This is a genomic window from Psychrobacillus vulpis (assembly GCF_006861825.1).
GTDB lineage: Bacteria > Bacillota > Bacilli > Bacillales_A > Planococcaceae > Psychrobacillus > Psychrobacillus vulpis.
This window is the reverse complement of sequence record NZ_VDGI01000012.1, coordinates 13,620-40,161: the sequence shown is the minus strand read 5'-3', so window position 1 is coordinate 40,161 and position 26,542 is coordinate 13,620. Positions and strand designations below refer to the sequence as shown.

The window sequence follows — 26,542 nt, the reverse complement described above, 5'->3', positions numbered from 1 at the left end:
TTTCTAACAATTATTAGAGAATTGTTATTAAGCGACTAAATACAACAAAGTCTACAGATGGAATTCAAGTAATATCATTGTAAGAATTGCTTATATCAAATAGAAGTTCTATAATAGAAAGTAAATTACACATATTTGTGACAATGTTAGTCGGAATGTATGAAGAAAATTAATATTCGGTTTACATGCATGAACACTTTCATTTATAATGAGTATGAGAATATTTGTGTCGTTGCAAAAGGAGGGACTACAAATGGGCAATATGTATAAAGTGATGGCTTTCTGGACAGGGATTTTCGCAGTTTTCTTTTATTTAGGTGGTATGACAGAAGCATCTCTACTATTTTTAGCAAATACGGGATTATTCCTTCTTTTAGGGTTCTTGAACCTTTCTGAGCGTATGTATATGTACATCTTCGGGGCTTACTTAATGTTCTTCTTCGCAGGTTTTACATACTATACAACATTCATTCACGTACCAGGTGCTGGACATTAAGTTGTTCCAAAAAAGCAGCTCATTATATGAGCTGCTTTTTTCATGGATAAATTCAGACTTGGATGTCGCTAACTTATGTTGCCACTCCTAGCAATGGTCTCCAAGACAATCTGAAGTGACACTTTCAAAATCTTACTTTCTCTACAAACTAAATCCATTTAAAAATGGATTCGTTTCCATCTCATCCTCTGGAGTTGTTGCAGGACCATGTCCAGGATACAAAACCGTCGCCCCAGGTAAAGTTAATAGTTTTGTATGGATAGACTTCAACAATTCCCCATTGTTACCGCCTAATAAATCAGTTCTTCCGATACTATTTTGAAAAAGTGTATCACCTACGATAGCAAAAGCATCTTCACTAAAATAATACGTTATACTACCTGGGGAATGGCCTGGTGTGTGGAAAACTTGTAAGGAGAAGTCTCCAACTACTAATTCAGATTCATTCGATAAAATAATATCCGCCTCTTTGCAAGAAATGGATGGAATTTCTGCATATTTTCCAGAACCATTTTTTGTTGGATCCATCAACCACTTCTTTTCAGCAGAATGTATGTAAACTGGTATATTGTACACATCTCTAACATGATCTACCGCACCAATATGGTCAAAATGTGCATGTGTTAATAGAATTGCAATTGGCTTCAAATTCAAACGATTAAGCTCATGTATTAATTTATCACCTTCACCACCCGGATCAAAAATTAAACATTGTTTAGAAGCATTTGACACGACATAACAGTTTGTTTGAATGTAACCTAATGGATAAGTTCGTATATTTAAAATAATAATCACCTCATGCTTATTCTAAACGATATAGTACCGTTTGTTCAATTATTCGCCACTTTTTTCACTCGACAAAAGTAACGAATACAATTACAATAGAAGAGGAATATGCAATTGCGACATTCATTTTCTGATGTCGAAAGGAGTGTCTTTCATGAACTTATTAATGGTTATTTTTGGGCTTGTTACGATTTTAGCTGTAATTGGCACTTTCCAAGCTTTCAAAGAAAAGAATGTGCTAGGAGTTCTATTTAACTTTGGTACATTTGCTGTTTTTGGCTTCTTTACAGTCATGACTATATTGAACCAAGGCTATCCACCAAGCTTACACTAAAATGTAATAGAAAAAGCTGTTGTACAACTTGTACAACAGCTTTTTTCTATTCATTCAGATGAATCCATAGCTTTTCTTTGAGAGGTTTTAACTGTATCCAATTTTCCTTTTCATATCCACCAAGACATATCTCTCCATTTGGTGCACATGCAATAGGCTGTGAGGTGATTTCTCCAAGCTCTTTCTCACCTTCTAGGGAAATACTCGAGATTATACCTCTTTTATCATTTTCATCCACGTTACCACTCTCAACTGATTTAATCGCTATAATTTTATTGGGTTCTATGACAGAAATAGTTGGTATAACCCATTCTGAATAATTACTTATAGTTGGAGATGTCCATTCGAAAGAATCACCTGATTCAATCGAAACTAAACGATACTCATAAACATTTTCCTGCTCGTTTATATGAATATAAAGCATACTTTCTCCTAAATTTTGAACGTCTAATAAATGATTAATACCTGTACTCTTCAACGACTTGTCATTTAAAGAGTATAGCATTAGTTCACTTCCATCTAAGCTACTTTCAGACCCTGTAAATACCATTAAGTGCTGTTCATCATACCATTTCACAAACGGATTTTCGACTTCAATCGATTCCAAAACCTGAGTAGAACCATCATAAACAAACGTATTGTATGACCAATCTTCATAGAAAGTCGTAAATACTATTAAATCAGGATTTGTCGGATGCCAATCCATGTATAATTCTGCTGATTCAAAAGATAAACTATGCACTAAATAACCATTCTTATGTAATACTTGAACTTCTGCTGATGAAGAATTACTAGATGTATGTAATAAGATTAGTTCTTTATTTGGATGGATGATAGCTTGAACAATTGGAATCGGTGATGTATATATCAATTTCCAAGATTCACGGGATACCGAATAAGTTTGTACAGTCCATTTCCCTTTATCCGAAAGGATGAAAACGACCTCATCATTTGACAACCAACCAACAACGCACTGAAATGCAGAGGGAGCGAATGATATGGATGGAAATGCTTTCGGAGGAATTGTTGGTGAAACACTAGGTAATGATGTTTCTTCCATATTACGTTTAGGTTGTTTTACCTCTACTTGAACTTTACTATCTTGACAAGCTTGAAGTAGTAACATGCAAATGATAAGTATTCCAATTTTCTTCAATCGACTCCCCCCTTCACATTATTGTATTAGACGCATGAAGCCTCATTTTTGTTTCATTATATAAATATGCATTTTGGGATAAATTAAGATATTCAAACACAAAATGGAGGCATGTCCGCAAACGAAAAGCACAGACAATATATATGTCTGTGCTCTAAATTACGGCTTCTCTTTTTCCGCCTCATCTATTAATAGATTTCCCGTTTTCGAATCATAGAAACGCAGTAAATCCCCATTAATTATCTGATCAGAATAGCCGAGTTCTTGAGTCGCTCGTTCAATATAAGGTTGACAATTTTCAATGTCAATTTCCGTTCCTGTTGAATTATCATAACAAGCATTGCCCGCATACACAAATTTATCTGTTACGAATCCACCGTTACGGAAAATAGTAAAGTCTTCATGGTCCTCAGAGAATACATCGGCACCTAATTGCATATCTTTAGCAGTTTCTACACCTAACAAATGCAAAATAGTTGGTCTAATATCAATTTGACCAGCAGTTTCAGTCATTTCTTTTCCTACTCCACTATTTGGAATATGAACAAAGAATGGAACACGCTGTAGTTTTGCTGACTCATAAGGTGTAATTTCTTTTCCTAAATACTTAGACATAGCGACATTATGATTTTCTGAAATACCGTAATGATCTCCGTACATTACGATAATCGAATTATCATACAATCCTTTTGCTTTTAAATCGTCAAAGAACGATTTCAAAGCTTCATCCATATAACGTACAGTTTGGAAGTATTTATTTAGTGTACGAGAATTCGAATCATATGGAGGAATGAATTGATCTTCCTCCTCAAGATCGAACGGGAAGTGATTCGTTAGTGTTATCAAACGAGAGTAAAATGGTTGAGGCATTTCTGCCATATGGTCAACTGATTGTTCAAAGAAAGGAATATCCTTCATACCCCAGTTAACAGCATCTCCTTCGTTTACAACATAATCATTAACATCATAAAATTTTTGAACTGATAGTGCTTGATACATCATATCTCGATTCCAAAAGCTTTTACTATTTGGATGCATTACATTTGTAAAGTATCCTTCTTCATTTAAGCTCTCAGCCATCGAATGAAACTTATTCCCACTATGTGTAAAGAAAACAGCTCCCCCACCTAATGGGTATAACGAGTTCTCTACAAGGAATTCCGAATCAGATGTTTTACCTAACCCTGTTTGATGATAGAAGTTAGAAAAGTAAAACGTATCTTTATCCTTCGTTAAAGAGTTTAAAAATGGCGTAATTTCATGGCCATTCATATCATTGTTAATTACAAAATTTTGTAAGGATTCCATTGAGACAACGATTAAGTTGCGACCATCCGCAAGCCCAAACATTTCCGCATTTGGCTCTGCTTGATTGGATCGAACGTAGTTATTTACTTCTACAAGTTCACTACCATCTGCAAGTGCTCTTTGTGCATGTGATTTCGATTGAATGTATAAATCGTATAGATGGTAATTGTACGATCCAATATTTTTCACTAACATTTCACGGTCAAAACTTCTTGTTAGAAGTTGTGGACGTTCGATTTCAGCTAACCCTAAATTTAAAAACAAAACTGCTGCTGCTAAAACAAAATAAGCTCTTCTAATAGCAGGCTTAATCACTGATACTTTCTCGCCTATTTTCAACCATTTAATTGCAATCAAAATAATAGCGACATCTGTAAAATAGAAAATGTCTGTTAAGTAAACAGATTCTTTCGCTGATGTTCCTAAATCTCCAAAGTTACTTGTTTGGAACAATACTGGGATTGTAATAAAATCCGTAAAAAAGCGATAAAAAACTGCGTTCGCATACAAAACAATTGCTAATATTATACTAGTGACAACAATATATCTATTTCTTGTTTTTGGACTCTTAAAAAATAGTGATAGTCCATAAATAAACAAAAGAAAACTGAGCGGATTTATAAATAAAATAAATTGTTGCATCATATTCTCGATTTTCATATCAAAGCTAGTGTGATAAACGATATACGTTTGTATCCAAGTTGCCACAATAGCTATAACAAGAATAGAATGTGTCGGCCAGTTTTTTTTCTTCATGCCTACATCCTCCCCTTTTTAACTCTTAATTGTATAAGTAAAAGTAACAGAATATATCTTAATCCTTTCTTTACAATAAATCAATATAAATGAAATGGAAATTTGATATAATTATTCATGTCCTAAAATTTACATACCTCCTATTAGACGATTGTAAACCAAGAAAGTTTCATTTTTTTTACAAATAAAAAAAACGGCAGTATTTATTTACCTTTGCCGCTATGATTTCTTATATTTATTTTGCTCTTGCCTCAATAATAGTATAGCTATTTGAAAGTCTTTTGCTTCTATCATTTGCATCTGGTACAACTCTTTTATTTCCTCTTTCATCAATTCAAGATCTGCCAAACGATCTTTTGTATAAACATATATTCCAAAACGTTTTAAAAGTTGCATGACATCATATACGGATTTCATTTTGTTTCCTCTTCGCGATTTATTTTACAAGAAATGATTTGGGTATTTGTAATTAGTTTGTCCACAGGTAGATCAAAGCTTTCTCGTTCTATATGATTGCACACCTGAAAGTCAAATGCCAATGAAATAGTTTGGCCACTAAATTGCATTAAAAACCGATCATAATATCCGCCACCATAACCAATGCGGTAACCTGTATCACTATAAACAATTCCAGGCACTACAAGCACATCAATTTCACTCGAGGATACTGGTGTACATAAAAGTGGATTAGGCTCTAATAATTGCATATAAACCGTTTCTAGCTGATCAAAGCTATCTATAGAATAAAAAGTCATCGTGCGTTCCTTCGGTGCACACTTTGGTACTACAACCGTTTTTCCTAAATCCCAAACCTTTTGAATAATTCCTTCCGTTTCGACTTCTGGAAAAGAAGAAATGGTGATGCCGATGATAGATGCATTTACTACATTTTCCTCTTGAAGAAAGCGTGATTCAATTTCTTTTGAATAGGAATGATATTGTGACTTTTCTAAAGAAGCTAGCCGATTTTTCATGTCGTCTCTTTGGACTTGCTTAGTCATGTCTTCTTCCTCCCCCTAATTTACAATAGAAAAAAACCAAAACCACATTTGGTTTTGGTTTAAATTATTATTTAGTTTCTCTATGAAGAGTCATTTTCTTTTCACGTGAGCAATATTTTTTAAGTTCAAGACGTTCTGGATTGTTACGCTTGTTTTTCTTAGAAATATAGTTGCGCTCTCCGCAATCTGTACAAGCTAATGTAATATTAACGCGCATGGTTGTCCCTCCCACTCTTTGCCAGGATTAAATATAAAACTTGAGCATGATTTATACGACTAACCAATTATAGCATATATCCAAGGAAAATCTACTATTAATAAAAGAAATTATTCAAAGTTTTTTTGGATATGTTAGTATTATAATAAGAAGAAATAATTTAGAGGTGAATTTGATGGACTTTTCAAACATTATTATGATAATAGGTATTTTATTAATTATCGTTTCCTTTTTCTTCAAAGATTCTTCCAAAAAAATGGAGTCTGAAGTGGAAGATCTTTCGTTTTCTTTTTATCAGGAAACAAGTGCTTTAAAGAGAAGACTAAAAGTTGTCGAAGAAGAACTATTAATAGAAGGAAACAAAATTGCATTACCCAAAAAACAAAAACCAAAACCAGCTATTCATGAAATCATAAAAAATCAAGTACTGGAATTACATAAGCAAGGATACTCAATATCTGAAATCAGTAAAAGATCTTCCCTTACTATGGAAGAAGTGAAGTCCGTCATAGGTGGTGGAAAAGGATGAACAAAGCATCCATCCGGTCATTAGGTATTGGATTGTTTCTTGCTGGTGCAGTATTCCAATTGCAACATTTGTTCAAAACAGATGAAATAACATCGACAAATACAACTATTGAAGAAGCATATGAGAAGTCCCAATCAGAACTAAAAACTGTCAAACAACAGCTTGCTCAGCTTCAGTTAGATTTAGAAAATGCACAAAAAGTACAAGCTTCCGCAGAAAAAGTGGAGCAACAACCATCTAAAGATGATAAGACAACAAATGATGTTACAAATTTCGTACTTATTGTTCAATCTGGTATGACTTCTAAAGATATCAGTTATGCATTAGAAAGTGCGGAGATTATTCTAAATAAACAAGACTTTGAGGATTATCTTATCACCCAAAACTTAGCAGGACGAATTCAGATAGGTGAATACGAGTTAGATTCATCTATGACGATTAAACAAATTGCACAAATAATTACAGGAAACTAAGACAAGCTCTCGCCTTTTGTTTGCTAGATCATTACAAGAATCTTTTGGAGGGTTGGAAGTGGATATGTCACTTCCAACCCTCTTTTTTCTCGGTAATTTTCTTGCTGATGTTTGTCCAATGCCCTCTTCAGATTACTTTTCGTTGGTTATTTACAGAAAAATACTTTCCTATTTCTTAAAAAGAGGCCATCCAAAAACAACTTTTGGACAGCCTCTTTTCATTATTAATTATTCAATTCATAATGCTTTCCCTTTAGTAAAAACAATAATCGCTCTGCCATATTTGTAGCATGATCTGCAGATCTTTCTAGATATCGACAAACAAAAGAAAGTTGTGTAATTTGGCTAAGTTGAGAGGGTTGCTCTACACCAACTGAAAGGAGCGTTCTAATAGCATGACCGTACATCTCATCGATTTCATCATCCAGCTTTGCAATTTTCTTTGCTTCTTCCATATCTTCATTAATAAAAGCATCTAAAATCTGCTTTAACATCGCAATTGTTTTGATGCGCATTTCATCTATTAAATGGATTGGTGCAATATGCTCATCTTTTCCGATTCGAATCGTTTCTTTTGCGATATTTACAGCATAGTCTCCGATACGTTCCATATCAGAGGCTGCTTTTACAAGTACCATTAATCTTCGTAAATCAGTCGCTACAGGCTGTTGTTTTGCAATTAGCAAAATAACACGGTCATTGATTTCTTCTTCCATATGATTAATATGAATATCGTTATTAATTACTGTAAGTGCACCTTCAATATTATTCGATAATAAATGATCCATAGAATCATTTAATGTATTAATTGCCATATTACTCAGCTCAAGCATTAAATCCTGCACTTTTTTTAATTCAGCATCGAACTTCTCTCTTCCTACCATCTCTTATTAACCCCTTTCCTCATCCAAAACGTCCTGAAATATAGTCTTCTGTGCGCTTATCTTCAGGTGTAGAAAAAATTACATCCGTATTGTCAAACTCCACTACTTCCCCGTTTAAGAAAAATGCTGTTTTATCCGAAATACGTGCAGCTTGCTGCATATTATGCGTAACGATAATAATTGAATAATCTTCTTTTAGTTCTTGAATAAGTTCTTCTACTTTTAGTGTAGAAATTGGGTCAAGTGCTGATGTAGGTTCATCCATTAAGATAACGTCTGGTTCGATTGCCAAACAACGTGCTATACAAATACGTTGTTGTTGTCCACCTGATAAGCTGTATGCATTTGTATTTAAACGATCTTTCACTTCGTCCCAAATAGCTGCTCCACGTAAACTTTTTTCTACTATTTCATCTAATATTTTTTTGTTTTTTATTCCGTGAATTCTAGGTCCGTAGGCAATATTGTCGTAAATTGATTTTGGAAATGGATTCGGCTTTTGAAAAACCATTCCTACTTTCGTACGTAGCTCTTCAACACCATAATCTGCATCAAAAATATTACGTTCACGATATAGTATTTTCCCTGAAGTTTTAACTGTAGGTACTAATTCCACCATACGGTTTAATGTTTTAATATATGTTGATTTACCGCATCCAGAAGGCCCTATAATTGCCGTTACTTCATTTTCTTTAATCTCAAGATCGATATTTTTTAAAGCATGGTGATTTCCGTACCATAAATTTAATTGTTGTGTATTGTAGACAATATTTGATGATTGATTGTTCATTGATGACGCTTTTTCTAGAACCTTTTCCATCATTGTTTCCCCCTATTCACAAATAAGCTTAGTACCTTTTTTGAAATTTATTTCGAATAAATACTGCAATGGAGTTCATGATTATTAAGAACATCATTAATACAAGGATTCCCGCAGCTGCGACATTTTGAAACTCTAATTGAGGTCTCTTAGCCCAGTCATATATTTGCATTGGTAAAGCTGTAAATTGACTAAGCAGGTTTTCAGGCAAAAATTGTATAATCACAGGAACTCCAATAACAATTAACGGTGCTGTTTCACCAATTGCACGAGAAAGTGCTAAAATCGCACCTGTTAAAATTCCAGGAATAGCTGAAGGTAAAACAACTTTTGTTATTGTTTGCCACTTCGTTGCTCCCATACCATATGATGCTTCACGAACTTCTTTTGGTACCGCACGAATTGCTTCTTGAGCAGCAACGATAATTACTGGTAGAATCAATAAACTCATCGTAAATCCTGCAGCTAGTATACTATTTCCAAGGGATAATGCTCGAACAAAAATAGTTAATCCGAGTAATCCGAAAACAACGGATGGTACGCCAGAAAGGTTAGAGATATTCATTCGAATAAAGTCATTCAATTTATTTTTCTTCGCATATTCTTCCAAATAAATAGCTGTTCCAACACCTAATATTAAAGATACTGGAGCTACAACGCACATTAACCATATTGAACCGACTAATGCAGCTTTCACTCCGGCTTTTGCTGGAAATCGAGAACCGAAGTTCTGAAAGAATTCTGGTGTTAAATAACCAACACCTTGTGTAATAATTCGATAAAAAAGGACAGCTATTGTTAATAGAGCAAACAATGTTGCAAGGAAAAAAAGTGTTTTTAAAATTCGATTTACAATTAGTCTACTATTCATTCTTTTTACGACTGAGTTATGATCTATATATTTCATTTAGTATTCCTCCCGATATTTTTTTGAAATAACGTGAGCAAGATAGTTCATTAACAGTGTAAATAAGAATAATGTAAACCCTACAGAATAAATAGAGTAATAGATGGTAGTTCCGTATCCTGCATCGCCTGAAGATACTTGAACAATGTAGGCAGTCATTGTTTGAATGGAATCCGTAACATCCCAGTCAAATTTTGGTGTAGACCCTCCAGCTAAAGAAACAATCATTGTTTCACCGATTGCACGAGAAAGTGCTAGTACAACCGAAGCAACAATTCCAGATAAAGCTGCAGGTAAAACTACTTTCAATGCTACTTCCAATTTCGTAGACCCCATGGCAAGTGCACCTTCTCGGATTGAGTTTGGTACAGAAGTCATAGCATCTTCGGATAATGACGCTATCATAGGTAGAATCATAATACCAACAACAATACCTGGGCTTAATGCATTAAAAATTTTCAAATCCGGGATAAATTGTTGCAATAATGGAGTAACAAAAGTTAATGCGAAAAATCCATATACAATAGTTGGTATACCAGCTAATACTTCTAAAATTGGTTTAATAACTCTTCTCAAATTTTCACTCGCATACTCGCTTAAAAATATTGCAGAAGCTATACCAAATGGAACAGCTACGATTGCAGCAATTACTGTAACTTTTAATGTTCCAACAACTAATGGAAGTATTCCAAATTGTTGTTCTGTATTGGCAAACGGAAACCACTCCGTCCCAAACAGAAATTCTAGTACTGGAACTTTAGTGAAAAATATAACTGTCTCCACAATTAAAGTAAAAACAATTCCAATTGTCGTTAAAACGGATACAGATGCGATTAACAACAAAATAAATGGAATTAGTTTTTCAATTACTTTTTTTTGTTTCTTACTATTTGATTTTGCAATTAGCTCTTGAACTGATGGTTGACCAGTAACATCCTTTTGAGCCATGGTGAATCCCCCTTTTACCAAACGAAAGAAAAGAGTAGCAATACTGCTACTCGTCTCTTTACTTTTCCGATTTACCTAAACCTATTATTTCAAGCCTTCTAAATCAGCTAAACCTTTATCGTAATCAGCATCTGGAAGTTTTACATATCCTACTGCTTCAGCCATATCTCCTGCATTTTCAAGAGTATATTTCATAAAGTCATAAGTTGCTGGATTCTCTTTCACTGCGCTGTTTTTTACGTATACAAATAGTGGACGAGATAATGGTGAGTATTCACCAGATTCAATTGTTTCGTTAGTAGGCTCTACACCTTCTACTTTAACTACTTTCAATGTATCTTTGTTAGCTAGGTAGTAAGCATAACCAAAGTAACCGATTGCGTTCTTATCTCCTTGTACACCTTGAACTAATACATTGTCATCTTCAGAAAGTGTTGCTGTTTTCACTAAATCTGCTTCATCTAGAACTACTTCATCGAAGTAATCGTAAGTTCCTGAATCTGTACCTGGTGAATAGAATACGATTTCTTCATCTGGCCATTCTGGGTTAATATCTGACCATTTTTTCACTGAACCATCTTCAACCCACATTTTTTTCAAGTCTTCAACTGTTAAAGAATCTACCCAAGTATTATCTTTATTTACTACTAATGATAAACCGTCATACGCCACTTTAAATTCAGTAAAGTCAATACCTGCAGCTGCAAGTTTTTCTTTTTCTTCATCTTTTATTGGACGAGATGCGTTTGCGAAATCAGTTGAACCAGCGATGAATTTTTCAAAACCTCCACCAGTTCCAGATACACCAACTGTTACTTGTACTTTATTTTGTACTGCTGCATATTCTTCTACAATTGCTTCCATGATAGGTGCTACTGTACTTGAACCGTCTCCAGCTACTTTACCTTCTAGAACTGCTGTTTCTTCTTGAGGTTTTTCAGTTTCTGCCGCTGGTGTTTCAGTAGTTTCTGAAGTTGATGCATTTCCACAAGCTCCTAGAGCAAGTGCCGATCCTACCATTGTTGTCATTAATAAGTACTTCCAGTTCTTCATCAGGTAAATCCCCCTAAAGTTGTTTTTCTATTTCTTTCTCTTACAATGACAACTTTACTGGATAGATGTTGAGTCGATGTGAATGTAATGTAAAGCTTTTGTAAACTGTATATATGTATCCGCAAGAGCATACAAATGTAGATCAAATCATTACTATGTGCAAGATATAGGTAATAAACATATCAAGAATTATAAGAAGTTACCTGAAAATAGAAATTAATGAGGAAGAGAATATGCCAGTATATAAATAGAACCCCGCATGGGGCTACTTTTTTTAAAAGTATCAACCATACGAGGTTCAGTTCAGTAATGTAGTAATTCATATAAAAAGAACACCTTTTTGCTTACTAATTATTAAGAAATGATTTTCCGAAAAATACCAGAAGATATTCTAGAGTGATTGGATCACTGTAGGTAGATGCCTTCGTATTTATTTCAAATACATGATTGTTTTTAACTGCAGATATGTTTTTCCATAAATCGGTCTCAAAAAATGAATTATCACCATCTGGGTTTTTACTCAAGATTACATAATCTCCAGCAAGCTCAGGAAGCATTTCCGATGAAAAGGTATAGATACCCGATTCAAGTGCCAGTTCCTTTACTTTATCAGGCATTTTCAATTCCATTGCTTGATATAATATTTCTGTTCCGCGCGCATAATTATTTCCAAATACATAAAACTCTTTATCACCACTTTCGATTACAGAAACGGTTGCATCTTCACCGATTTTTGCTCGAATGGCTTCTCCTGTGGATTCAGCACGCTCTTGGAAATCTTTGACCCATTCTTTTGCTTCCATTTCTTTGTTTAAGAGTTTTCCGATTTCAACTTGTTGTGTTAAATAATCCAATTTCCCCCACGTGTAAACTACAGTAGGAGCAATTTCATTTAGTTTATCAATATTATTCATATGAGATCCGGCTATGATTAGATCTGGTTCCAGTTCAATTATTTTCTCCAGGTTATCCTCTGATACGACTTCCACTCCCTCAAGTCTTTCTTGAAAAAGAGGGTTCATATTAGTCCATTCATCAATCCCAATAATGTTAGCATTTAAGGCCAATGCATTAGGTCCGTTAGTAAGAGAAATTATTCTTTGGGGATTTGTAGGAACCTCAATAGGTCCAGTTTCTGATTGGTAAGTAAATGTTTCTTTCTCAGTATCGATTGCATTATCTTCGTTCACCGTCTCATTATTTCCACAAGCACTAACTATGAGTACAAACAAAAATAGGAATGGTATGTATAGCTTTTTCAAAATGTTTTCTCCTTTTCTTCATATAATGTGAGTTTATTAGAATAAAATAAATGAAAATACTCTAACATTAATAATGATAATCATTTTCAATTGGTTCAAATAAAATACTAATAGTAATGATAAAAATTGTCAATTAAATTTTTTGAACTAAATATATTAATGGTTGTTAGTAGATTCTTTTTTATAAGTAGCGGAAAAAATAAAGAAACTTTGTCTTGAAAGCAAATTAATAATATATAGAATAATTGAGAGAAAGGTTCCTCACGCACTGCCTTATTGTTAGCTACAGCTCAAAATATAATAACAATATATTTAACAGCCTATTTATTGAGCAATAAAAAAACTGGCCACCCTCATATAAAAGGATGACCAGCTATCTTATGATTCAGTTTCTTCTTCGTCTATTTTATCATTCGTATATGCAGGCTTTATAGTTGGTGTAGCGGTGGAATCATTTTCTTTCAATCCCGCATTTTTTTGTTGAATTTTAAAATACTCATCAACTAGCTGTCTTGTTAGTGCAGTAGAAAAATTTGTTTTGTAATCTGACTCAAGAGATGCCCATGGAATAAGGACAGCGTATGCTATCTCTGGATTTTCATAAGGCGCAAAACCAATGTGTGTTAAGTTTACAGTACTAAATCTTTTCTTTTTTTCGGGATCATAATAGAAAGATTGTGCAGTTCCTGTCTTACCCGCCCCATTAAATGGAGAGTTTCCAAACGCTGATCTCGCCGTACCTTTATCTCCGTAATATACACGTTGCATTGCACTTCGAACACGTTCAATTTCTGCCTCCGTATTATCAACTGTATTTAATATATTCGGAGTAAATTCTTTTACTACTTTTCCTAACTGTGTTCCATCCGTCGAAGGTTCTCTAATTTCTTTCACTACATGAGGTTGGATACGATCTCCTCCATTAGCAAGTGTTGCCGCAAATTGAGCAAGCTGTAATGGTGTATATGTATCATACTGCCCGATACTTAGGTCCAGAAGTTTCCCCATTTCGAGTCCGCCTTCAACACCTGATACTTCACCAGGTAAGTCGATTCCAGTTGGCACACCTAAACCTAATTGTGCATATCCATTTCGCATTTTTCGGAATGCATCTAGGTCAAAATTAATCCCATAATGTGGAAGATAATTTTGACCACCAAGCCTATAAGCAATTTTAAACATATAAACGTTAGAAGAGCGCTCAATTGCTACTAAATCATTCATGGCAATTCTTCCAGATCTATTGAAAACAGAACTTTTTGGATTAGAGCCTTTTATATAAATCGGTTCATCAATCATGGTTTCATTAGGTTTTACTACATTCTCACGATAACCAGTAAGTAGTGTTCCAGGTTTAACTGTAGAACCTACTTCATAGGATGTAGTAAATGAACCAAATGCATAGTCTCTAACTGTTTGTTTTCCCGTTTTAGGATCTTTCACAATTTGTTTCCCAATTAATGAAAGAACTTCTCCTGTGCTTGGATTTAACATGATAAAAAATGCTCTATCTAAATATTTTGTTCCTGGATTATTATTTTTCAATTCAAGTAACTGCTTTTCAAGTATTGCTTCTTGTGCCATCTGAAGTTCGCTATCAATTGTCAAAACTAAGTCTTTTCCAGGCTCCCCTTCAAAAACCGTTTGAGTATCAATAACTCGCCCTTTACCATCTGTAATATTTTTGACCACACTTTTCCTACCTTGTAGTACCTCTTCATATTGTTGTTCAATATAACTTTTACCAACACGATCGTTTCTAGAATAATCTCTTGATAAAAAATAGTCTAAACGATCTTTTGGAATACCCTCTTTAGGTAATGTTGTTGAGCCTAGTATTGCAAGTGAAGAAGTTTTTACTCTTCTCCAATCAGTCGTCGTATTGACTCCTTTTAATTCACCTAATCGCTCTGAAACTCGAGCGAATTCTTCAACGGAAACGTCCTCCCCTTTAATAATTTGAGGAGATAGTGCGTAACCTGAAGCCATTTCTCTGTATATCGCAATGACCTCTAGTTCTTCCGGAGAGAAAGATTGTAATTGTTCTTCTGTTATTCTGCTTCTTGTTAACTTATTAATCTCCGCATTTTTCTGTTTCGTAGATAAATCTTCGTTAGCAGTAATTTCTTTTCGCTCTTCCTCTGTTACTAAGTTATTAGCCTCCTCTTCATATTTCCGAAGCCAATAATCTTGTAAATCACTTTTCGTAATTCCCTTTGTATCCTTCTCGATTAGTACACTTAGCTTTTCAGCAATATCAAACATGTCACTTGATTTGGTTGTTTGCATTTTCGTATAAGTAATTGCACGTTGCGGTTCATTATCGACTAATATTCTACCTTCGCTATCAAAAATACGACCTCTTGGCACACTCGTATTCACTGCTACTTCTTCTGTACGTTCAATAGCTCTCGTGTAATCTTCCCCTTTTACAATTTGCAAATAACCTAATCGTAAGATTAACATTGTAAATAAAAGGAATATAGAAAAGAATAGTATATTCATGCGAAATGTAATATTAGCTCGTTGTTTTGCTTTTACACTTTGTGCACGTTTATTGGGAGTTTTTCGCATGAGGATCACCTACTTCTATCAAATTCGCCTTGGCTTATTTTGGCCATAATTTTACATCCAACTTGCTGGATGAACTTTATTATAAAATCTGTGGCATCCGCCGGAGGCATTAAAGTTAATAAATTTCACTATATTCTAGTGTAACATAAAAAGCACACACTTTTAGACGAAAAAGTGTGTGCTAGGTTTCTTTTTATAAAATAATTATTTTGCAGATGCGTAACGTTTTGAAACTTCATCCCAGTTAACTACATTCCAGAAAGAACCAATGTAGTCAGGACGACGGTTTTGATAATTTAAGTAGTATGCATGCTCCCAAACGTCAAGACCTAATAATGGAGTTTTACCTTCCATAATCGGAGAATCTTGGTTAGCTGTAGAAGAAACTTCTACTTCTCCGTTTGCAACTGATAGCCAAGCCCAGCCAGATCCAAAACGAGTTGTAGCTGCTTTAGCAAATTCTTCTTTGAAAGCGTCAAAGCTTCCGAATTTTTTGTCGATAGCTTCTGCTAATTCACCAGTTGGGTTTCCGCCACCGTTTGGTGAAAGGATTTGCCAAAATAGTGAGTGGTTAGCATGTCCGCCACCATTATTACGAACTGCAGTACGAATTGCTTCAGGAACTGCATCTAAGTTAGCGATTAACTCTTCTACTGATTTACCTTGTAGATCAGAGTGACCTTCAAGTGCATTATTTACGTTAGTTACGTAAGTATTGTGATGTTTAGTATGATGAATATTCATCGTTTCTTTATCAATATGTGGTTCAAGTGCGTCATACGCGTAAGGTAGTTGTGGTAATTCGTATGCCATTATAGTTTCCTCCTAAAGAATAATTTAGAAAATTCTTTCCATGTATTAGCGTATCAAAATAAGAGGAAACGTTCAACGAAAAACAACTAAAAATAATATTATCATACTTTTGACTGAACTCATACGAAGAGGATAAAGACAACAAGCATTACGGTTAGAACAATGATCTTTACGATTGAAGAAGTAAGAAAACCAATTAAAGATCCAATCCCCGATTTTATAGCTTGTTTAAAGCCTTCTCGTGTAACAATTAATTCTGCTAATACCGCACCAATAAATGGCCCAATCAAAATACCAGCAACGGGAATAACAAATGGACCTATGATCAAACCTATAGTACTTCCCCAAACTCCCGCTTTTGTACCCCCAAATTTTTTCACGCCAAAAGCATTCGCAGCCATATCCGCACTAAATAATAATACAACGAATAACAACTGAATGATCCAGAATAGCCAATTTAACTCGGTAAAAGAGAAGAACAGTCCATATATTACATAAGCTAGAAGCATAAATAATACGGAAGGTATAATAGGGTAAACAGTTCCAATAAAAGCTACGATAAAACTAGCAACGATTAATATCCATCCAATGATTTCTATCAAATACGTTTACCTAAAATGGCATCAGCAATATTTACTGCATGATCGCCAATCCTTTCAAGATTACTTAATATATCAACAAACATTATACCAGCTTGACCAGAACATTTCCCTTCGTTTACTCGCATAATATGATTTTTTCTAAATTGTCTTTCCATTCGGTCAATCGTATTTTCTTGCTCTGACACCTCACGTGCAATCTCGGGACTGTTTGTATCTAACGCGTCCACAGCTTTTCTAACTGTATTAATTGTTAACTCAAACATTTCCGAAACATCTTGCATCGCATCTTCTGTAATCTGAATACGATTTACTTGTTGATAATCAATTAGTTCAATAATATTTTCAAAATGATCTCCAATTCTTTCAATATCTCGGACAGTATCCATTAACATATTGTGCCTACTAGAGTCTTGACTGGATAATGATTGTGAAGAAATTTTTACTAGATAGTCTGTAATTTTTTGATCTAAATTGTTTAATGCTTCTTCTATTTGATTTGTCGTATCTGCATCTCGTTTATTTTTTGTTTTTAAATAAGAATAGGTAGTTTCTAGCCCTTGTATACTAAGCCCACCCATTCGAAGAATTTCTTCTTTTGCTTGTCCTATCGCAATAGACGGCGATTGTTCAATGAAGTGTACATCTAAATGTTTTGGTTTATATTCAATCGATACATCTTCCCCTGGAATTAGTTTTGTAACAACATAAGCCCAAACTCCAATTAGAGGAAACTGTAAAATGGTATTTGCAACATTAAATGATCCATGGGCAAATGCAATTTGCATTTTGCTTTCTAAGTTTAGTACACCTGAGATCCATTCTATATACAATGTGAATGGTGTTAAGAGAAGGAGGAACACGATTGTACCTACAACATTAAACAATACATGCGTTGCTGCTGCTCGTTTTGCCGCAATTGATGCTCCTAACGAAGCAAGTACTGCAGTAATAGTTGTCCCAATATTGTCTCCGAATAATACTGGTAGTGAACCTGACAATGAAAGTAAATCTTCTGCATAAAGTCCTTGTAATATCGCAACAGTTGCACTAGAACTTTGTACAATTAAAGTAAAGATGGTACCAGCTAGCACACCTAAAATGGAATGATCGCTCATACTTAAAGTGAAATCTGTAAATGCAGAAAGCTCCCGAAGCGGCTTCATACCATTACTCATTAATTCGAGTCCTAAAAATAGTCCACCGAATCCAAAAATTACTTCTCCAATACTTTGTGCCATATTCTTTTTAAAGAAGAAAATTAGGAATGCACCTACAGCCATAATTGGCAGTGCATATCCACCAACATCAAATCCAATGATGAATGCGGTAATCGTCGTTCCAATATTAGCTCCCATTATTACACCAATTGCTTGGCGTAGTGTCATAAATCCTGCACTTACTAAACCTACCGTAATAACAGTAGTTCCCGAACTAGATTGGATTAGAACAGTAACGATAATACCAACTAGTACCCCCATAAACGGGTTAGTTGTATAGCGATCCAAAATATCTCTCAATCTATCTCCAGCAGCTTTTTGTAGGCCATCCCCCATATACTTTATGGCAAATAAAAAGATACCTAGTCCACCAAAAAATTCAAATAGCATTTCTTGCCAATTGAGCTCCACTTCATCAGTCAACTCCTATTTCACGTTTTTCACACGTCTACTATTATGGTGAAATTATAAAGGCATTGTAAATAGAACGAGTACAATCTTTACAATTTCTTAACAATACAAAATGAATACTTTGTTTTACTTGCTGAATTGATGATAAAATAGCTTGGAAAGGGTGACATTCATGAATTTATTTCAATTGTTTAAAGCAAGCCTACATAGCCCAAAAAAGATTGCGGCTTTTCGACTGGTTCCTATTGGGAAGGTCATGCAATACATATTTAGTTTCATATTCATTTTGACAATTATAGCTTTTGTTCAATTTACAAATGGATTATCTATTCAACAAGCAAATATGGAAGGACTACTAGAGTATTTCCAAGATATTAAGTGGCTCATTTATCCTTTTGCTTTTATCTTTTTATTTGTTTTAAACACTTTGTTTATCTTTATTCGTGTTAGTATTTTTGCATATATCGGAACAATAATTCAAACTCTTTTAAAAAGAAAAGGTGAATATAGGCATTTATGGCGAAGCACACTTTTTGCTAGCACAGTACCACTACTTTTCTCCATAGTTGTTGCGATTTTTCAATGGTCAAGCATATATATACAACTTATAATCTATGTAGTTACATTCATTTATCTATTTTTAGCATGTAAATACTATCCTATTAAACGGTGAATCATATTTCCTCCTTTCCTACATATAGTGGGACAAGGAGGTTTTTTCATGAAAATATTCGTAGCAACTATCATAATTCTAGTCACCTTTTATATTATTAAAGTAGATATGTTTGAAGGAACAATTCCTCTCGCATTTTATCCAACTGAAGTATGTGAAGAAACAATGGACTATATTGCAGTAAAACCAGTCCCAGGGGACACTCTTTTCTCCCTTTTTAACATGTACCCAACGAACACTACTGTTTCAATGGAAGAAAGAAAAAATGACTTTTACGAATTAAATCCACACCTTGTAAATCAGAAGGTGCAAGATGGTGAATTAGTGTTTTTACCTGTTTACTCCTCATCGGAAGCTTGCAAAAATGAAAGATAGATGTTTCTTCCTTGTCTTTTCAATCATAAGACTGCTAAAATATACGAGAGAGAAGGTAAAAGCATTAAGAAGGAGAGAATTTCATGTCTGAAATAATTCATCGTTCCAATACTCGTCCTGTAAGAGTTGGAGATTTAACTATAGGTGGTAGCAACGAGCTTTTTATACAAAGTATGACTACAACAAAAACACATGATGTCGAAGCAACTGTTGCAGAAATATTACGATTAGAGGAAGCTGGATGTCAAATTGTTCGTGTTGCTTGTCCAGATGAACGTGCAGCCTATTCTATCGGTGAAATCAAAAAACGAATTAATATCCCTCTTGTAGTAGATATTCATTTTGACTATAAACTTGCACTCATTGCTATTGAGCAAGGTGCAGATAAAATTCGGATTAACCCTGGTAATATTGGACGTAAAGAAAAAGTAGAAGCAGTTGTAAATGCTGCAAAAGCAAAAGGTATTCCAATTCGAATTGGTGTAAATGCCGGCTCACTTGAAAAGAAATTTCTTGAAAAATATGGCTATCCAACTGCCGATGGTATGGTTGAAAGTGCCTTACACCATATTAAAATTCTGGAAGATTTAGATTTTCACGATATTATCGTTTCCATGAAAGCATCAGATGTAAATTTAGCAATTGAAGCGTACCAAAAAGCTTCCAAAGCATTTGACTACCCTCTTCACTTAGGAATTACTGAATCAGGCACACTTTTTGCTGGTTCCATTAAAAGTGCTGCAGGTCTTGGTACACTATTAAGCATGGGTATTGGTAACACAATGCGTGTGTCATTAAGTGCGGATCCAGTAGAAGAAATTAAAGTAGCACGTGAATTATTAAAAGTTTTTGGTCTTTCTTCAAATGCAGCAACACTTATTTCATGCCCAACATGTGGACGAATTGAAATTGACTTAATCTCTATTGCCAATGAAGTCGAAGAATATATTTCACATATAAAAGCGCCGATTAAAGTAGCTGTACTAGGTTGTGCAGTAAATGGACCTGGAGAAGCACGTGAAGCAGATATCGGTATTGCAGGTGCTCGTGGAGAAGGTCTTTTATTTAGAAAAGGGAAAACAGTTCGTAAAGTACCAGAAGAAACAATGGTCGAAGAACTAAAAATTGAAATTGATAAAATTGCTTCAGAGTACTTCGCTAAGCAAGAACTTGAAAAACAACAAGCATAAGGAGTAATACACATGAGGAATGTTCGATTCGGAATAGATATTGATGGAACAGTAACATGTCCTACTTCTTTACTGCCACATATTAACAGTGCATTTAACTGCAATTTGCAGTTAGATGATATAAAAGAGTATGACCTAACTAAAGCGTTTCCTGTTAGTGAGAAGGAGTTCTATGAATGGTTTAAAAAATCAGAGTCAGTCATTTATGCTACTTCCCCTATTCAACAAGACGCACATGCTGTTTTATCTGCTTGGAAAGAAAAATATGAGTTATTTTTCATCTCCGCGCGTGGAGAGAACGTCATGGACGTGACGCTCAATTGGTTTAAAGAACAAGAATTACTTTATGATCATATTGAATTAATCGGAACGCATAACAAAATTGAAACGGCGAGAAAACATGGTGTTCATGTATTCTTTGAAGACAAGCATGATAATGCCGTTGAAATCCACGAAGAACTTAATATCCCAGTGATATTGTTTAATACACCATACAATCAACAAACAGCTCCAAACGGTGTGATTCGTGTGAACAATTGGATTGAAGCAAACACATGGATTGAAAAAGAATTTGCATTGACTTTAAATAAATAATAAAAAAACTCCGTCAAACGTTTGGCGGAGTTTTTTTAGATTAGAAAGTAGATAAACTAAGCATACAGATAACCCCATGATCATCGTACTTTCAATTAATAAGTAGTATCTATCCATAACAAAAAAAGAGTGAGGCTGGGGACAAAACCCAAAAATTGATTTTCGTTTCGGGTACGCTTTCCGCGGGCACGGCTCGAGCCTGTAGTCTCTCACTCGTGCTATTCCCGCAGGAGTCGACCCTACACTTCAATCAATTTTATAAAGTATCAGATTTTTATCGAAAATTTCCGCCAGTTTCTTTGAAATTTCTACTTATGTCCCAGCTCTCGCTACTCTAATTTTGGGAAAGCATTTTTTCTTTAATTAACCCAACCAAAAGCAGTCTGTCGGGCTCTTGTGTATTTATTAATGACACTCTGGGCATTTTCCGTAGATTTCGAACTTATGGCTATCAATTTGGTAAGTAGGAATCGCATTTTGCAGCACTTCCATCGGACAATAATTTATTTCTTTAATATTTCCACATGACATACAAATAAAATGATGATGATGGTGATCCATTTCGCATTGCATCCTGAAATGCTTTTCACCTGTCAGTTCTGTTTCTTCTAAAATACCAAGATCTACAAAAGTGCTTAAATTACGATAGATTGTATCATAGCTCATCCCTGGATGTTCCACCATCATGACATCTAGAATATCTCTTGCCGTTATATATTTCTCTGTATTTGAAAAGATTTCTAAAATTTGTTCGCGTTTATCGGTTTTTTTATAACCTTCTTTTTTTAGAATTTCCCATGCTTTATCAATGTTCATTGCGATACTGCTCCTCTCATACTCATTTTTTCAATGTAATAGTAAGAAGTAAAATAATAATCGACGTTACTACGATTGTACCACCTGGTGCTAAATCTAAGTAATACGCGCTCACTAATCCAATAATCACTGCAGACTCACCAAATAAGACAGAGAAGATTAAAGCTTGTTTAAATCCTTTCGCGATTCGCATTGCAGCAGCAACTGGTAAAGTCATTAAAGAAGAAACGAGTAATATCCCAACAATTCGCATCGAACCAGCAATAACTAATGCAGTCACAATCATAAATAGAACATGAATCCACTTTGCAGGAAGCCCAGATGCTTTTGCATACTCTTCATCAAAGGAAAGTACAAACAACTCTTTATAAAACAACATTAAAAATAATAAAACAACGATGGCAATACTTATAACAATCCATAAATCTTGCTGACTTACTGCTGAAACAGAACCAAATAAATAGCTAAATAAATCAGAACTAAACCCCTGTGCGAGTGATATAAATATTGCGCTAAAGCCTAAACCAGCCGACATAATGATTGGTATCGCAAGTTCTTCATAATGCTTATATAATCTTCTGAGACGTTCAATAAATAGAGAGCCTGTAACAGAAGCGACAATCCCTAAATATAATGGATTTAATAACGCCAGTGCTCCTATCGATTGACTTAAATACAGACTCCCAGCTATTCCAGCTAACGTTACATGACTCAACGCATCAGCAATTAAAGAAAGTCTTCGTACAACGATAAAAACTCCAAGTAATGGTGCAATAACTCCAATGATTAACCCAGAAATAAATGCATTTTGTAAAAATTGATATTGTAATATTGCCTCAATCATAATTGCACCTCATTTTGATGATTCACTTTTCGTACAGAATGCCCGTACCAAGCTTCTAATTGTTCATCACTCATAGAATTCATTTCGTTTTGAAAACCGTGAAAATGAATCGTCTGATTAAGACATGCAACATGACTAATGCTTTTCGATACTGCATCCACATCATGTGTGACTAACACAATTGTTATTTGGTGTTCCCGATTTAAATGAGATAACATATGATAAAATGAACGTACATTTTCACTATCTACCCCAACTGTAGGCTCATCCAATATTAATATTTTTGGATTACTGATTAATGCCCTTGCGATGAATACTCGTTGTTGTTGACCACCAGACAAATCTCCAATATTTTTTTGGGCGAACATTTCCATCCCTACAGATGTTAGCGCATCTTTTACTTTTGACTGAACATTTTTCGGGTAAGCATGGAATAAGCCAACTTTTTTAGTTAAACCACTTTTAACAACTTCTTCTACTGTAGCAGGAAATCCCGTATTAAATGCATTCGATTTTTGCGAAACATAACCTATTAGCTCCCTTTCTTTAAATAATGGAGCAGGTTTTCCAAATAGTAAAACTTCACCCTTTGTAGGTTTTAATAATCCTAACATTATTTTTAGTAGTGTCGACTTTCCCGATCCATTCGGACCAATGATTGCTAGAAAGTCCCCTTCGTCGATTGTTAGCGTTATATCTTTTAAGGCTTCTGTTTGTTCATATTGATAATATACATGTTGTAAATGGATTAATTGGTTGGGCATTTTTATTCCTCTATTCTAATCAATAATCATTACGATTTACAAAGTAATAGTATAGAGGAAAATAACGTAAGTGTAAATAATATTAACTTGAGAGGATGATCAATTGGATATTGCGAAGTTCATTTATCAATTACAAACGAGTTCCATACAAGAATTTAAACAAATACTTAAAGGATTCGATATACAATTATCAGATAAAGAAATAAAAGAAGTTTACCCTCTACTCCAAGAAATTTCGATTACTTGGCTTGTACTAGGTGTACCAGTGACAATTCAACAAAAACTAATCAACACACTAGGTGAGCAAAGAGCAATTGATTTGTTTCATCAATTAAAACAAAAAGCACCCTCATCTTTACGTGAAAAATGAGGGTACTACAGAACATTTAGAAATGCTTGTCAGTCTATGTTACTATTTCGCATCGACTGACAAGCATTTTCAATTAGTCTATTCTATCTAATATACGCTTAAACTAACCTCTTAAAGCATCAATTGCTTCCGGAGTAAATGTTTTAGTACGGAGCATTTCTATTTCTTCTTTATAAGGTGATTGTTTAGATTTGGCGTCAACTCCAACAAAAGGAGTTTCTAATATTTTTGGTAGTTGCATTAACTGTGGATGATGCACAATGTATTGCAGCGCTTCAAATCCAATCTCACCAAAACCAATGTTTTCATGTCGATCTTTTGCCGCTCCACGAATGTTTTTACTATCATTAACATGAAGCACTTTTAAACGGTCTAGCCCAATCACTTTATCAAACTCGTTTAAAACGCCATCAAAATCATTCACGATGTCATATCCTGCATCGTGCACGTGGCATGTATCTAAACAAATGGAAAGTCGATGATTATTTTCAACTCCATTAATGATTTGTGCTAGTTCTTCAAAAGTACGTCCACATTCAGATCCTTTACCAGCCATTGTCTCAAGTGCAATTTGTACAGGATAATCTTGTGTAAGAACTTCATTTAAGCCCTCCACAATTTTTTTAATCCCTTCATCTGCTCCTGCGCCAACATGCGCACCGGGGTGTAGTACAATTTGAGTTGCCCCAAATGCAGCAGTTCTTTCTACTTCCTTTTGAAGAAACTCTACTCCAAGTGCAAATGTCTCTGGTTTTGTCGTATTCCCCAAATTAATAATATAAGGAGCATGCACAATGATATTGGATAAACCATTATCTTTCATATGCTGTAAGCCTTCCTCTATATTCAATTCCTCAATTGGTTTTCTACGAGTATTCTGAGGTGCACCTGTGTAAATCATAAATGTATTAGCACCATATGAAGCTGCTTCTTCACTTGAAGCAAGTAGCATTTTTTTCCCGCTCATCGAAACATGAGATCCTAAAAGCATAGAAAAAACCCCCTTATTTCTTCCGATTTTTTATACGGCGTTCTCTTTTTTTAATTTTATCCATTTCCCATTTCATATTACGTTTATAGCCTGGTTTAACTTTTTTCGGTTTACGAACCAATGCTTTTGCTTTTGCATCAATTTCATTTTCCGTTTTCGCACGATTTTTACGAGCATGTCTTTCTTTTAACTCAGACCATTCACCATTTACTACATCTTTATGCTCGAATGTAATCCCCATTTTCTCAATGCGGATTAACGCGTCCTCATCAGATGGTTCATATAATGTAATTGCTGTACCAGTAAGACCTGCACGAGCAGTTCTTCCAACTCGATGAATGAAAAACTCTAAGTCATCCGGAATCTCATAGTTAATAACATGACTTACACCAGGAATATCAATTCCACGTGCTGCTAAGTCAGTAGCAACAATATATTGGAATTCTAATTCATGGATTTGTTTCATCACACGTTTACGATCACGTGGAGCAATATCCCCATGAACAACGCCGACCTTTACTCCGTTACCTTGTAAATAATTCGCTACCTCATCTGCATGTTGTTTTGTATTAGCAAAGATTATTGCTAAATATGGGTTAATCCCTTCCATTACATCTAACAAACGTTTTTTACGAGATTTACTTCGAACTGGAACAACAGTAAAGTCAATCCCTTCGGCTACAGGACGCTTGTCTCCAATTTTAATATGGATTGGTGAATCCATATATTTTTTCAAAAATGGTTGTAACTTTTCTGGAATTGTTGCTGAGAATACATACATTTCAAGTTGTTCCGGCATGCGTGAAGCAAATTGATCGATTTCATTAATAAAACCTAAATCAAATGCTAAGTCTGCTTCATCTACTACTAAAATGTTTGAAGTATGAACTAGTAAAGCTTGTTCTACTGTCAGATCACGAATTCGTCCTGGTGTTCCAACGACAATTTGTGGCTGTGTTTTTAGCTTTTCAATGGAACGAGCTTTATCAGTACCACCGATAAATAACTTCGCTTGAATTTCTGTTCCTTCTACTAGCTTGTTCAACTCATTATAAATTTGTGTTGCAAGCTCTCTTGTTGGTGATGTAATAATTGCTTGTACTTCTTGTTTACTAGCATCTATTTTTTCAACAATTGGGATCAAAAAACTATGTGTTTTTCCTGTTCCAGTATGTGCTTGACCAATCGCGCTTTTACCTTTTAATACTAAAGGAATCATTTCTTTTTGAATTGGCGTTGGTTCTTGAAAGCCTAATTTATCGATTGCAGTTTGTAAAAAAGGCTGAAAATTATAATCTGTATATTTGGACATTTGAGTCCCTCCCTCACATTTCTTTATTGTACCACGATTGTACATAAAACGTATAATTTGCATAGA

At 34.7% G+C, this 26,542-nt stretch carries 30 protein-coding genes; 9 read left to right on the top strand and 21 right to left on the bottom strand.

Annotated features, from left to right (window positions below; translation table 11 throughout):
* Window positions 1–253: 253 nt before the first annotated feature.
* Window positions 254–496, top strand: a complete 243-nt coding sequence (locus FG384_RS11510) for a DUF2626 family protein (protein WP_142642746.1) — start codon at window positions 254–256, stop codon at window positions 494–496.
* 141 nt (window positions 497–637) lie between these two features.
* Here the strand turns inward: FG384_RS11510 and FG384_RS11505 are convergent, their stop codons facing one another.
* Window positions 638–1,282, bottom strand: a complete 645-nt coding sequence (locus tag FG384_RS11505; protein ID WP_142642868.1) for an MBL fold metallo-hydrolase — start codon at window positions 1,280–1,282, stop codon at window positions 638–640.
* A 154-nt stretch (window positions 1,283–1,436) separates the two neighbouring features.
* Between FG384_RS11505 and FG384_RS11500 the strand changes: the two genes are divergently transcribed.
* Window positions 1,437–1,616 (top strand): DUF2759 domain-containing protein, encoded by a 180-nt coding sequence (locus FG384_RS11500; RefSeq protein ID WP_142642745.1) that lies wholly within the window; start codon window positions 1,437–1,439, stop codon window positions 1,614–1,616.
* A 46-nt stretch (window positions 1,617–1,662) separates the two neighbouring features.
* Here FG384_RS11500 and FG384_RS11495 read toward each other — a convergent pair whose 3' ends face one another.
* The 5 genes from FG384_RS11495 to rpmG all read right to left on the bottom strand — a co-directional run bounded on the left by FG384_RS11495 (window position 1,663) and on the right by rpmG (window position 6,054).
* Window positions 1,663–2,772 (bottom strand): YqgU-like beta propeller domain-containing protein, encoded by a 1,110-nt coding sequence (locus tag FG384_RS11495; protein ID WP_142642744.1) that lies wholly within the window; start codon window positions 2,770–2,772, stop codon window positions 1,663–1,665.
* A 159-nt stretch (window positions 2,773–2,931) separates the two neighbouring features.
* Window positions 2,932–4,836 (bottom strand): LTA synthase family protein, encoded by a 1,905-nt coding sequence (locus FG384_RS11490; RefSeq protein ID WP_142642743.1) that lies wholly within the window; start codon window positions 4,834–4,836, stop codon window positions 2,932–2,934.
* Between the two features lie 219 nt (window positions 4,837–5,055).
* Window positions 5,056–5,253, bottom strand: a complete 198-nt coding sequence (locus tag FG384_RS11485; RefSeq protein ID WP_142642742.1) for a YqgQ family protein — start codon at window positions 5,251–5,253, stop codon at window positions 5,056–5,058.
* The gene (locus tag FG384_RS11480; protein ID WP_142642741.1) at window positions 5,250–5,837 is read right to left on the bottom strand and encodes a 5-formyltetrahydrofolate cyclo-ligase; all 588 of its coding nucleotides are present in this window, start codon (window positions 5,835–5,837) and stop codon (window positions 5,250–5,252) included. The genes FG384_RS11485 and FG384_RS11480 overlap by 4 nt, the downstream gene beginning before the upstream one ends.
* 67 nt (window positions 5,838–5,904) lie before the next feature.
* Complete coding sequence (gene rpmG, locus FG384_RS11475) at window positions 5,905–6,054, bottom strand: 50S ribosomal protein L33 (protein WP_053588882.1); 150 nt, start codon at window positions 6,052–6,054, stop codon at window positions 5,905–5,907.
* 175 nt (window positions 6,055–6,229) lie between these two features.
* Between rpmG and FG384_RS11470 the strand changes: the two genes are divergently transcribed.
* Together FG384_RS11470 and FG384_RS11465 are read left to right on the top strand one after the other, a co-directional pair.
* Complete coding sequence (locus FG384_RS11470) at window positions 6,230–6,583, top strand: helix-turn-helix domain-containing protein (protein ID WP_142642740.1); 354 nt, start codon at window positions 6,230–6,232, stop codon at window positions 6,581–6,583.
* Complete coding sequence (locus tag FG384_RS11465; protein ID WP_142642739.1) at window positions 6,580–7,056, top strand: endolytic transglycosylase MltG; 477 nt, start codon at window positions 6,580–6,582, stop codon at window positions 7,054–7,056. Before FG384_RS11470 ends, FG384_RS11465 begins: the two co-directional genes overlap by 4 nt.
* 224 nt (window positions 7,057–7,280) lie before the next feature.
* On the opposite strand, the gene phoU is transcribed toward FG384_RS11465, so the two are convergent.
* The 10 genes from phoU to FG384_RS11415 all read right to left on the bottom strand — a co-directional run bounded on the left by phoU (window position 7,281) and on the right by FG384_RS11415 (window position 18,547).
* The gene (gene phoU, locus FG384_RS11460; protein WP_142642738.1) at window positions 7,281–7,940 is read right to left on the bottom strand and encodes a phosphate signaling complex protein PhoU; all 660 of its coding nucleotides are present in this window, start codon (window positions 7,938–7,940) and stop codon (window positions 7,281–7,283) included.
* 19 nt (window positions 7,941–7,959) lie between these two features.
* Complete coding sequence (pstB, locus tag FG384_RS11455) at window positions 7,960–8,760, bottom strand: phosphate ABC transporter ATP-binding protein PstB (protein WP_240793408.1); 801 nt, start codon at window positions 8,758–8,760, stop codon at window positions 7,960–7,962.
* Window positions 8,761–8,788: 28 nt separating this feature from the next.
* Window positions 8,789–9,667, bottom strand: a complete 879-nt coding sequence (gene pstA / locus FG384_RS11450) for a phosphate ABC transporter permease PstA (protein WP_142642736.1) — start codon at window positions 9,665–9,667, stop codon at window positions 8,789–8,791.
* Window positions 9,668–10,615, bottom strand: a complete 948-nt coding sequence (gene pstC / locus FG384_RS11445) for a phosphate ABC transporter permease subunit PstC (RefSeq protein WP_142642735.1) — start codon at window positions 10,613–10,615, stop codon at window positions 9,668–9,670.
* 84 nt (window positions 10,616–10,699) lie between these two features.
* Window positions 10,700–11,668: a PstS family phosphate ABC transporter substrate-binding protein gene (locus FG384_RS11440; RefSeq protein WP_142642734.1), complete on the bottom strand. Its 969-nt coding sequence runs from the start codon at window positions 11,666–11,668 to the stop codon at window positions 10,700–10,702.
* A gap of 347 nt (window positions 11,669–12,015) precedes the next feature.
* Window positions 12,016–12,930 (bottom strand): iron-hydroxamate ABC transporter substrate-binding protein, encoded by a 915-nt coding sequence (locus FG384_RS11435; RefSeq protein WP_142642733.1) that lies wholly within the window; start codon window positions 12,928–12,930, stop codon window positions 12,016–12,018.
* A gap of 378 nt (window positions 12,931–13,308) precedes the next feature.
* Window positions 13,309–15,504 carry a peptidoglycan D,D-transpeptidase FtsI family protein gene (locus tag FG384_RS11430; protein WP_142642732.1) on the bottom strand — a complete coding sequence of 732 codons (2,196 nt, stop codon included), beginning with the start codon at window positions 15,502–15,504 and terminating at the stop codon, window positions 13,309–13,311.
* A 204-nt stretch (window positions 15,505–15,708) separates the two neighbouring features.
* Window positions 15,709–16,317 carry a superoxide dismutase gene (locus FG384_RS11425; RefSeq protein WP_142642731.1) on the bottom strand — a complete coding sequence of 203 codons (609 nt, stop codon included), beginning with the start codon at window positions 16,315–16,317 and terminating at the stop codon, window positions 15,709–15,711.
* A gap of 119 nt (window positions 16,318–16,436) precedes the next feature.
* Window positions 16,437–16,916: a DUF456 domain-containing protein gene (locus tag FG384_RS11420; RefSeq protein ID WP_142642867.1), complete on the bottom strand. Its 480-nt coding sequence runs from the start codon at window positions 16,914–16,916 to the stop codon at window positions 16,437–16,439.
* Complete coding sequence (locus FG384_RS11415; RefSeq protein WP_142642730.1) at window positions 16,916–18,547, bottom strand: Na/Pi cotransporter family protein; 1,632 nt, start codon at window positions 18,545–18,547, stop codon at window positions 16,916–16,918. Before FG384_RS11415 ends, FG384_RS11420 begins: the two co-directional genes overlap by 1 nt.
* Window positions 18,548–18,719: 172 nt before the next feature.
* Between FG384_RS11415 and FG384_RS11410 the strand changes: the two genes are divergently transcribed.
* The 4 genes from FG384_RS11410 (at window position 18,720) to FG384_RS11395 (ending at window position 21,379) form a co-directional block, all read left to right on the top strand.
* Window positions 18,720–19,220, top strand: a complete 501-nt coding sequence (locus FG384_RS11410; protein ID WP_142642729.1) for a DUF1189 family protein — start codon at window positions 18,720–18,722, stop codon at window positions 19,218–19,220.
* 48 nt (window positions 19,221–19,268) lie between these two features.
* Window positions 19,269–19,595 carry a hypothetical protein gene (locus FG384_RS11405; protein ID WP_142642728.1) on the top strand — a complete coding sequence of 109 codons (327 nt, stop codon included), beginning with the start codon at window positions 19,269–19,271 and terminating at the stop codon, window positions 19,593–19,595.
* An 83-nt stretch (window positions 19,596–19,678) separates the two neighbouring features.
* A complete protein-coding gene (gene ispG, locus FG384_RS11400; RefSeq protein ID WP_142642727.1) occupies window positions 19,679–20,785 on the top strand; it encodes a flavodoxin-dependent (E)-4-hydroxy-3-methylbut-2-enyl-diphosphate synthase in 1,107 nt (368 codons plus the stop codon).
* A 12-nt stretch (window positions 20,786–20,797) separates the two neighbouring features.
* Window positions 20,798–21,379 (top strand): hypothetical protein, encoded by a 582-nt coding sequence (locus tag FG384_RS11395; RefSeq protein WP_142642726.1) that lies wholly within the window; start codon window positions 20,798–20,800, stop codon window positions 21,377–21,379.
* 405 nt (window positions 21,380–21,784) lie between these two features.
* On the opposite strand, the gene FG384_RS11390 is transcribed toward FG384_RS11395, so the two are convergent.
* From FG384_RS11390 to FG384_RS11380, 3 genes are read right to left on the bottom strand one after another with little or no spacing between them, the layout of a single operon-like run.
* The gene (locus FG384_RS11390) at window positions 21,785–22,195 is read right to left on the bottom strand and encodes a Fur family transcriptional regulator (RefSeq protein ID WP_142642725.1); all 411 of its coding nucleotides are present in this window, start codon (window positions 22,193–22,195) and stop codon (window positions 21,785–21,787) included.
* A gap of 22 nt (window positions 22,196–22,217) precedes the next feature.
* Window positions 22,218–23,039: a metal ABC transporter permease gene (locus FG384_RS11385; protein WP_142642724.1), complete on the bottom strand. Its 822-nt coding sequence runs from the start codon at window positions 23,037–23,039 to the stop codon at window positions 22,218–22,220.
* Complete coding sequence (locus tag FG384_RS11380; protein WP_142642723.1) at window positions 23,036–23,803, bottom strand: metal ABC transporter ATP-binding protein; 768 nt, start codon at window positions 23,801–23,803, stop codon at window positions 23,036–23,038. Before FG384_RS11380 ends, FG384_RS11385 begins: the two co-directional genes overlap by 4 nt.
* Before the next feature lie 103 nt (window positions 23,804–23,906).
* On the opposite strand from FG384_RS11380, the gene FG384_RS11375 reads away from it, so the two are divergent.
* Window positions 23,907–24,173: a hypothetical protein gene (locus FG384_RS11375; protein WP_142642722.1), complete on the top strand. Its 267-nt coding sequence runs from the start codon at window positions 23,907–23,909 to the stop codon at window positions 24,171–24,173.
* Window positions 24,174–24,276: 103 nt separating this feature from the next.
* Here the strand turns inward: FG384_RS11375 and FG384_RS11370 are convergent, their stop codons facing one another.
* Both FG384_RS11370 and FG384_RS11365 read right to left on the bottom strand, forming a co-directional pair.
* A complete protein-coding gene (locus FG384_RS11370) occupies window positions 24,277–25,164 on the bottom strand; it encodes a deoxyribonuclease IV (protein ID WP_142642721.1) in 888 nt (295 codons plus the stop codon).
* 13 nt (window positions 25,165–25,177) lie between these two features.
* Complete coding sequence (locus FG384_RS11365) at window positions 25,178–26,476, bottom strand: DEAD/DEAH box helicase (protein ID WP_142642720.1); 1,299 nt, start codon at window positions 26,474–26,476, stop codon at window positions 25,178–25,180.
* Window positions 26,477–26,542 lie beyond the last annotated feature (66 nt).

What these genes read in the sequence shown, in the direction of transcription:
- FG384_RS11510 (WP_142642746.1), top strand. Translation starts at nt 254, where the DNA reads ATGGGCAATATGTATAAAGTGATGGCTTTCTGGACAGGGATTTTCGCA.
- FG384_RS11500 (WP_142642745.1), top strand. Translation starts at nt 1,437, where the DNA reads ATGAACTTATTAATGGTTATTTTTGGGCTTGTTACGATTTTAGCTGTA.
- FG384_RS11490 (WP_142642743.1), bottom strand. Translation starts at nt 4,836, where the DNA reads ATGAAGAAAAAAAACTGGCCGACACATTCTATTCTTGTTATAGCTATT.
- FG384_RS11485 (WP_142642742.1), bottom strand. Translation starts at nt 5,253, where the DNA reads ATGAAATCCGTATATGATGTCATGCAACTTTTAAAACGTTTTGGAATA.
- FG384_RS11480 (WP_142642741.1), bottom strand. Translation starts at nt 5,837, where the DNA reads ATGACTAAGCAAGTCCAAAGAGACGACATGAAAAATCGGCTAGCTTCT.
- rpmG (WP_053588882.1), bottom strand. Translation starts at nt 6,054, where the DNA reads ATGCGCGTTAATATTACATTAGCTTGTACAGATTGCGGAGAGCGCAAC.
- FG384_RS11470 (WP_142642740.1), top strand. Translation starts at nt 6,230, where the DNA reads ATGGACTTTTCAAACATTATTATGATAATAGGTATTTTATTAATTATC.
- FG384_RS11465 (WP_142642739.1), top strand. Translation starts at nt 6,580, where the DNA reads ATGAACAAAGCATCCATCCGGTCATTAGGTATTGGATTGTTTCTTGCT.
- phoU (WP_142642738.1), bottom strand. Translation starts at nt 7,940, where the DNA reads ATGGTAGGAAGAGAGAAGTTCGATGCTGAATTAAAAAAAGTGCAGGAT.
- pstB (WP_240793408.1), bottom strand. Translation starts at nt 8,760, where the DNA reads ATGGAAAAGGTTCTAGAAAAAGCGTCATCAATGAACAATCAATCATCA.
- pstA (WP_142642736.1), bottom strand. Translation starts at nt 9,667, where the DNA reads ATGAAATATATAGATCATAACTCAGTCGTAAAAAGAATGAATAGTAGA.
- pstC (WP_142642735.1), bottom strand. Translation starts at nt 10,615, where the DNA reads ATGGCTCAAAAGGATGTTACTGGTCAACCATCAGTTCAAGAGCTAATT.
- FG384_RS11440 (WP_142642734.1), bottom strand. Translation starts at nt 11,668, where the DNA reads ATGAAGAACTGGAAGTACTTATTAATGACAACAATGGTAGGATCGGCA.
- FG384_RS11430 (WP_142642732.1), bottom strand. Translation starts at nt 15,504, where the DNA reads ATGCGAAAAACTCCCAATAAACGTGCACAAAGTGTAAAAGCAAAACAA.
- FG384_RS11425 (WP_142642731.1), bottom strand. Translation starts at nt 16,317, where the DNA reads ATGGCATACGAATTACCACAACTACCTTACGCGTATGACGCACTTGAA.
- FG384_RS11410 (WP_142642729.1), top strand. Translation starts at nt 18,720, where the DNA reads ATGAATTTATTTCAATTGTTTAAAGCAAGCCTACATAGCCCAAAAAAG.
- FG384_RS11405 (WP_142642728.1), top strand. Translation starts at nt 19,269, where the DNA reads ATGAAAATATTCGTAGCAACTATCATAATTCTAGTCACCTTTTATATT.
- ispG (WP_142642727.1), top strand. Translation starts at nt 19,679, where the DNA reads ATGTCTGAAATAATTCATCGTTCCAATACTCGTCCTGTAAGAGTTGGA.
- FG384_RS11395 (WP_142642726.1), top strand. Translation starts at nt 20,798, where the DNA reads ATGAGGAATGTTCGATTCGGAATAGATATTGATGGAACAGTAACATGT.
- FG384_RS11390 (WP_142642725.1), bottom strand. Translation starts at nt 22,195, where the DNA reads ATGAACATTGATAAAGCATGGGAAATTCTAAAAAAAGAAGGTTATAAA.
- FG384_RS11385 (WP_142642724.1), bottom strand. Translation starts at nt 23,039, where the DNA reads ATGATTGAGGCAATATTACAATATCAATTTTTACAAAATGCATTTATT.
- FG384_RS11380 (WP_142642723.1), bottom strand. Translation starts at nt 23,803, where the DNA reads ATGCCCAACCAATTAATCCATTTACAACATGTATATTATCAATATGAA.
- FG384_RS11370 (WP_142642721.1), bottom strand. Translation starts at nt 25,164, where the DNA reads ATGCTTTTAGGATCTCATGTTTCGATGAGCGGGAAAAAAATGCTACTT.
- FG384_RS11365 (WP_142642720.1), bottom strand. Translation starts at nt 26,476, where the DNA reads ATGTCCAAATATACAGATTATAATTTTCAGCCTTTTTTACAAACTGCA.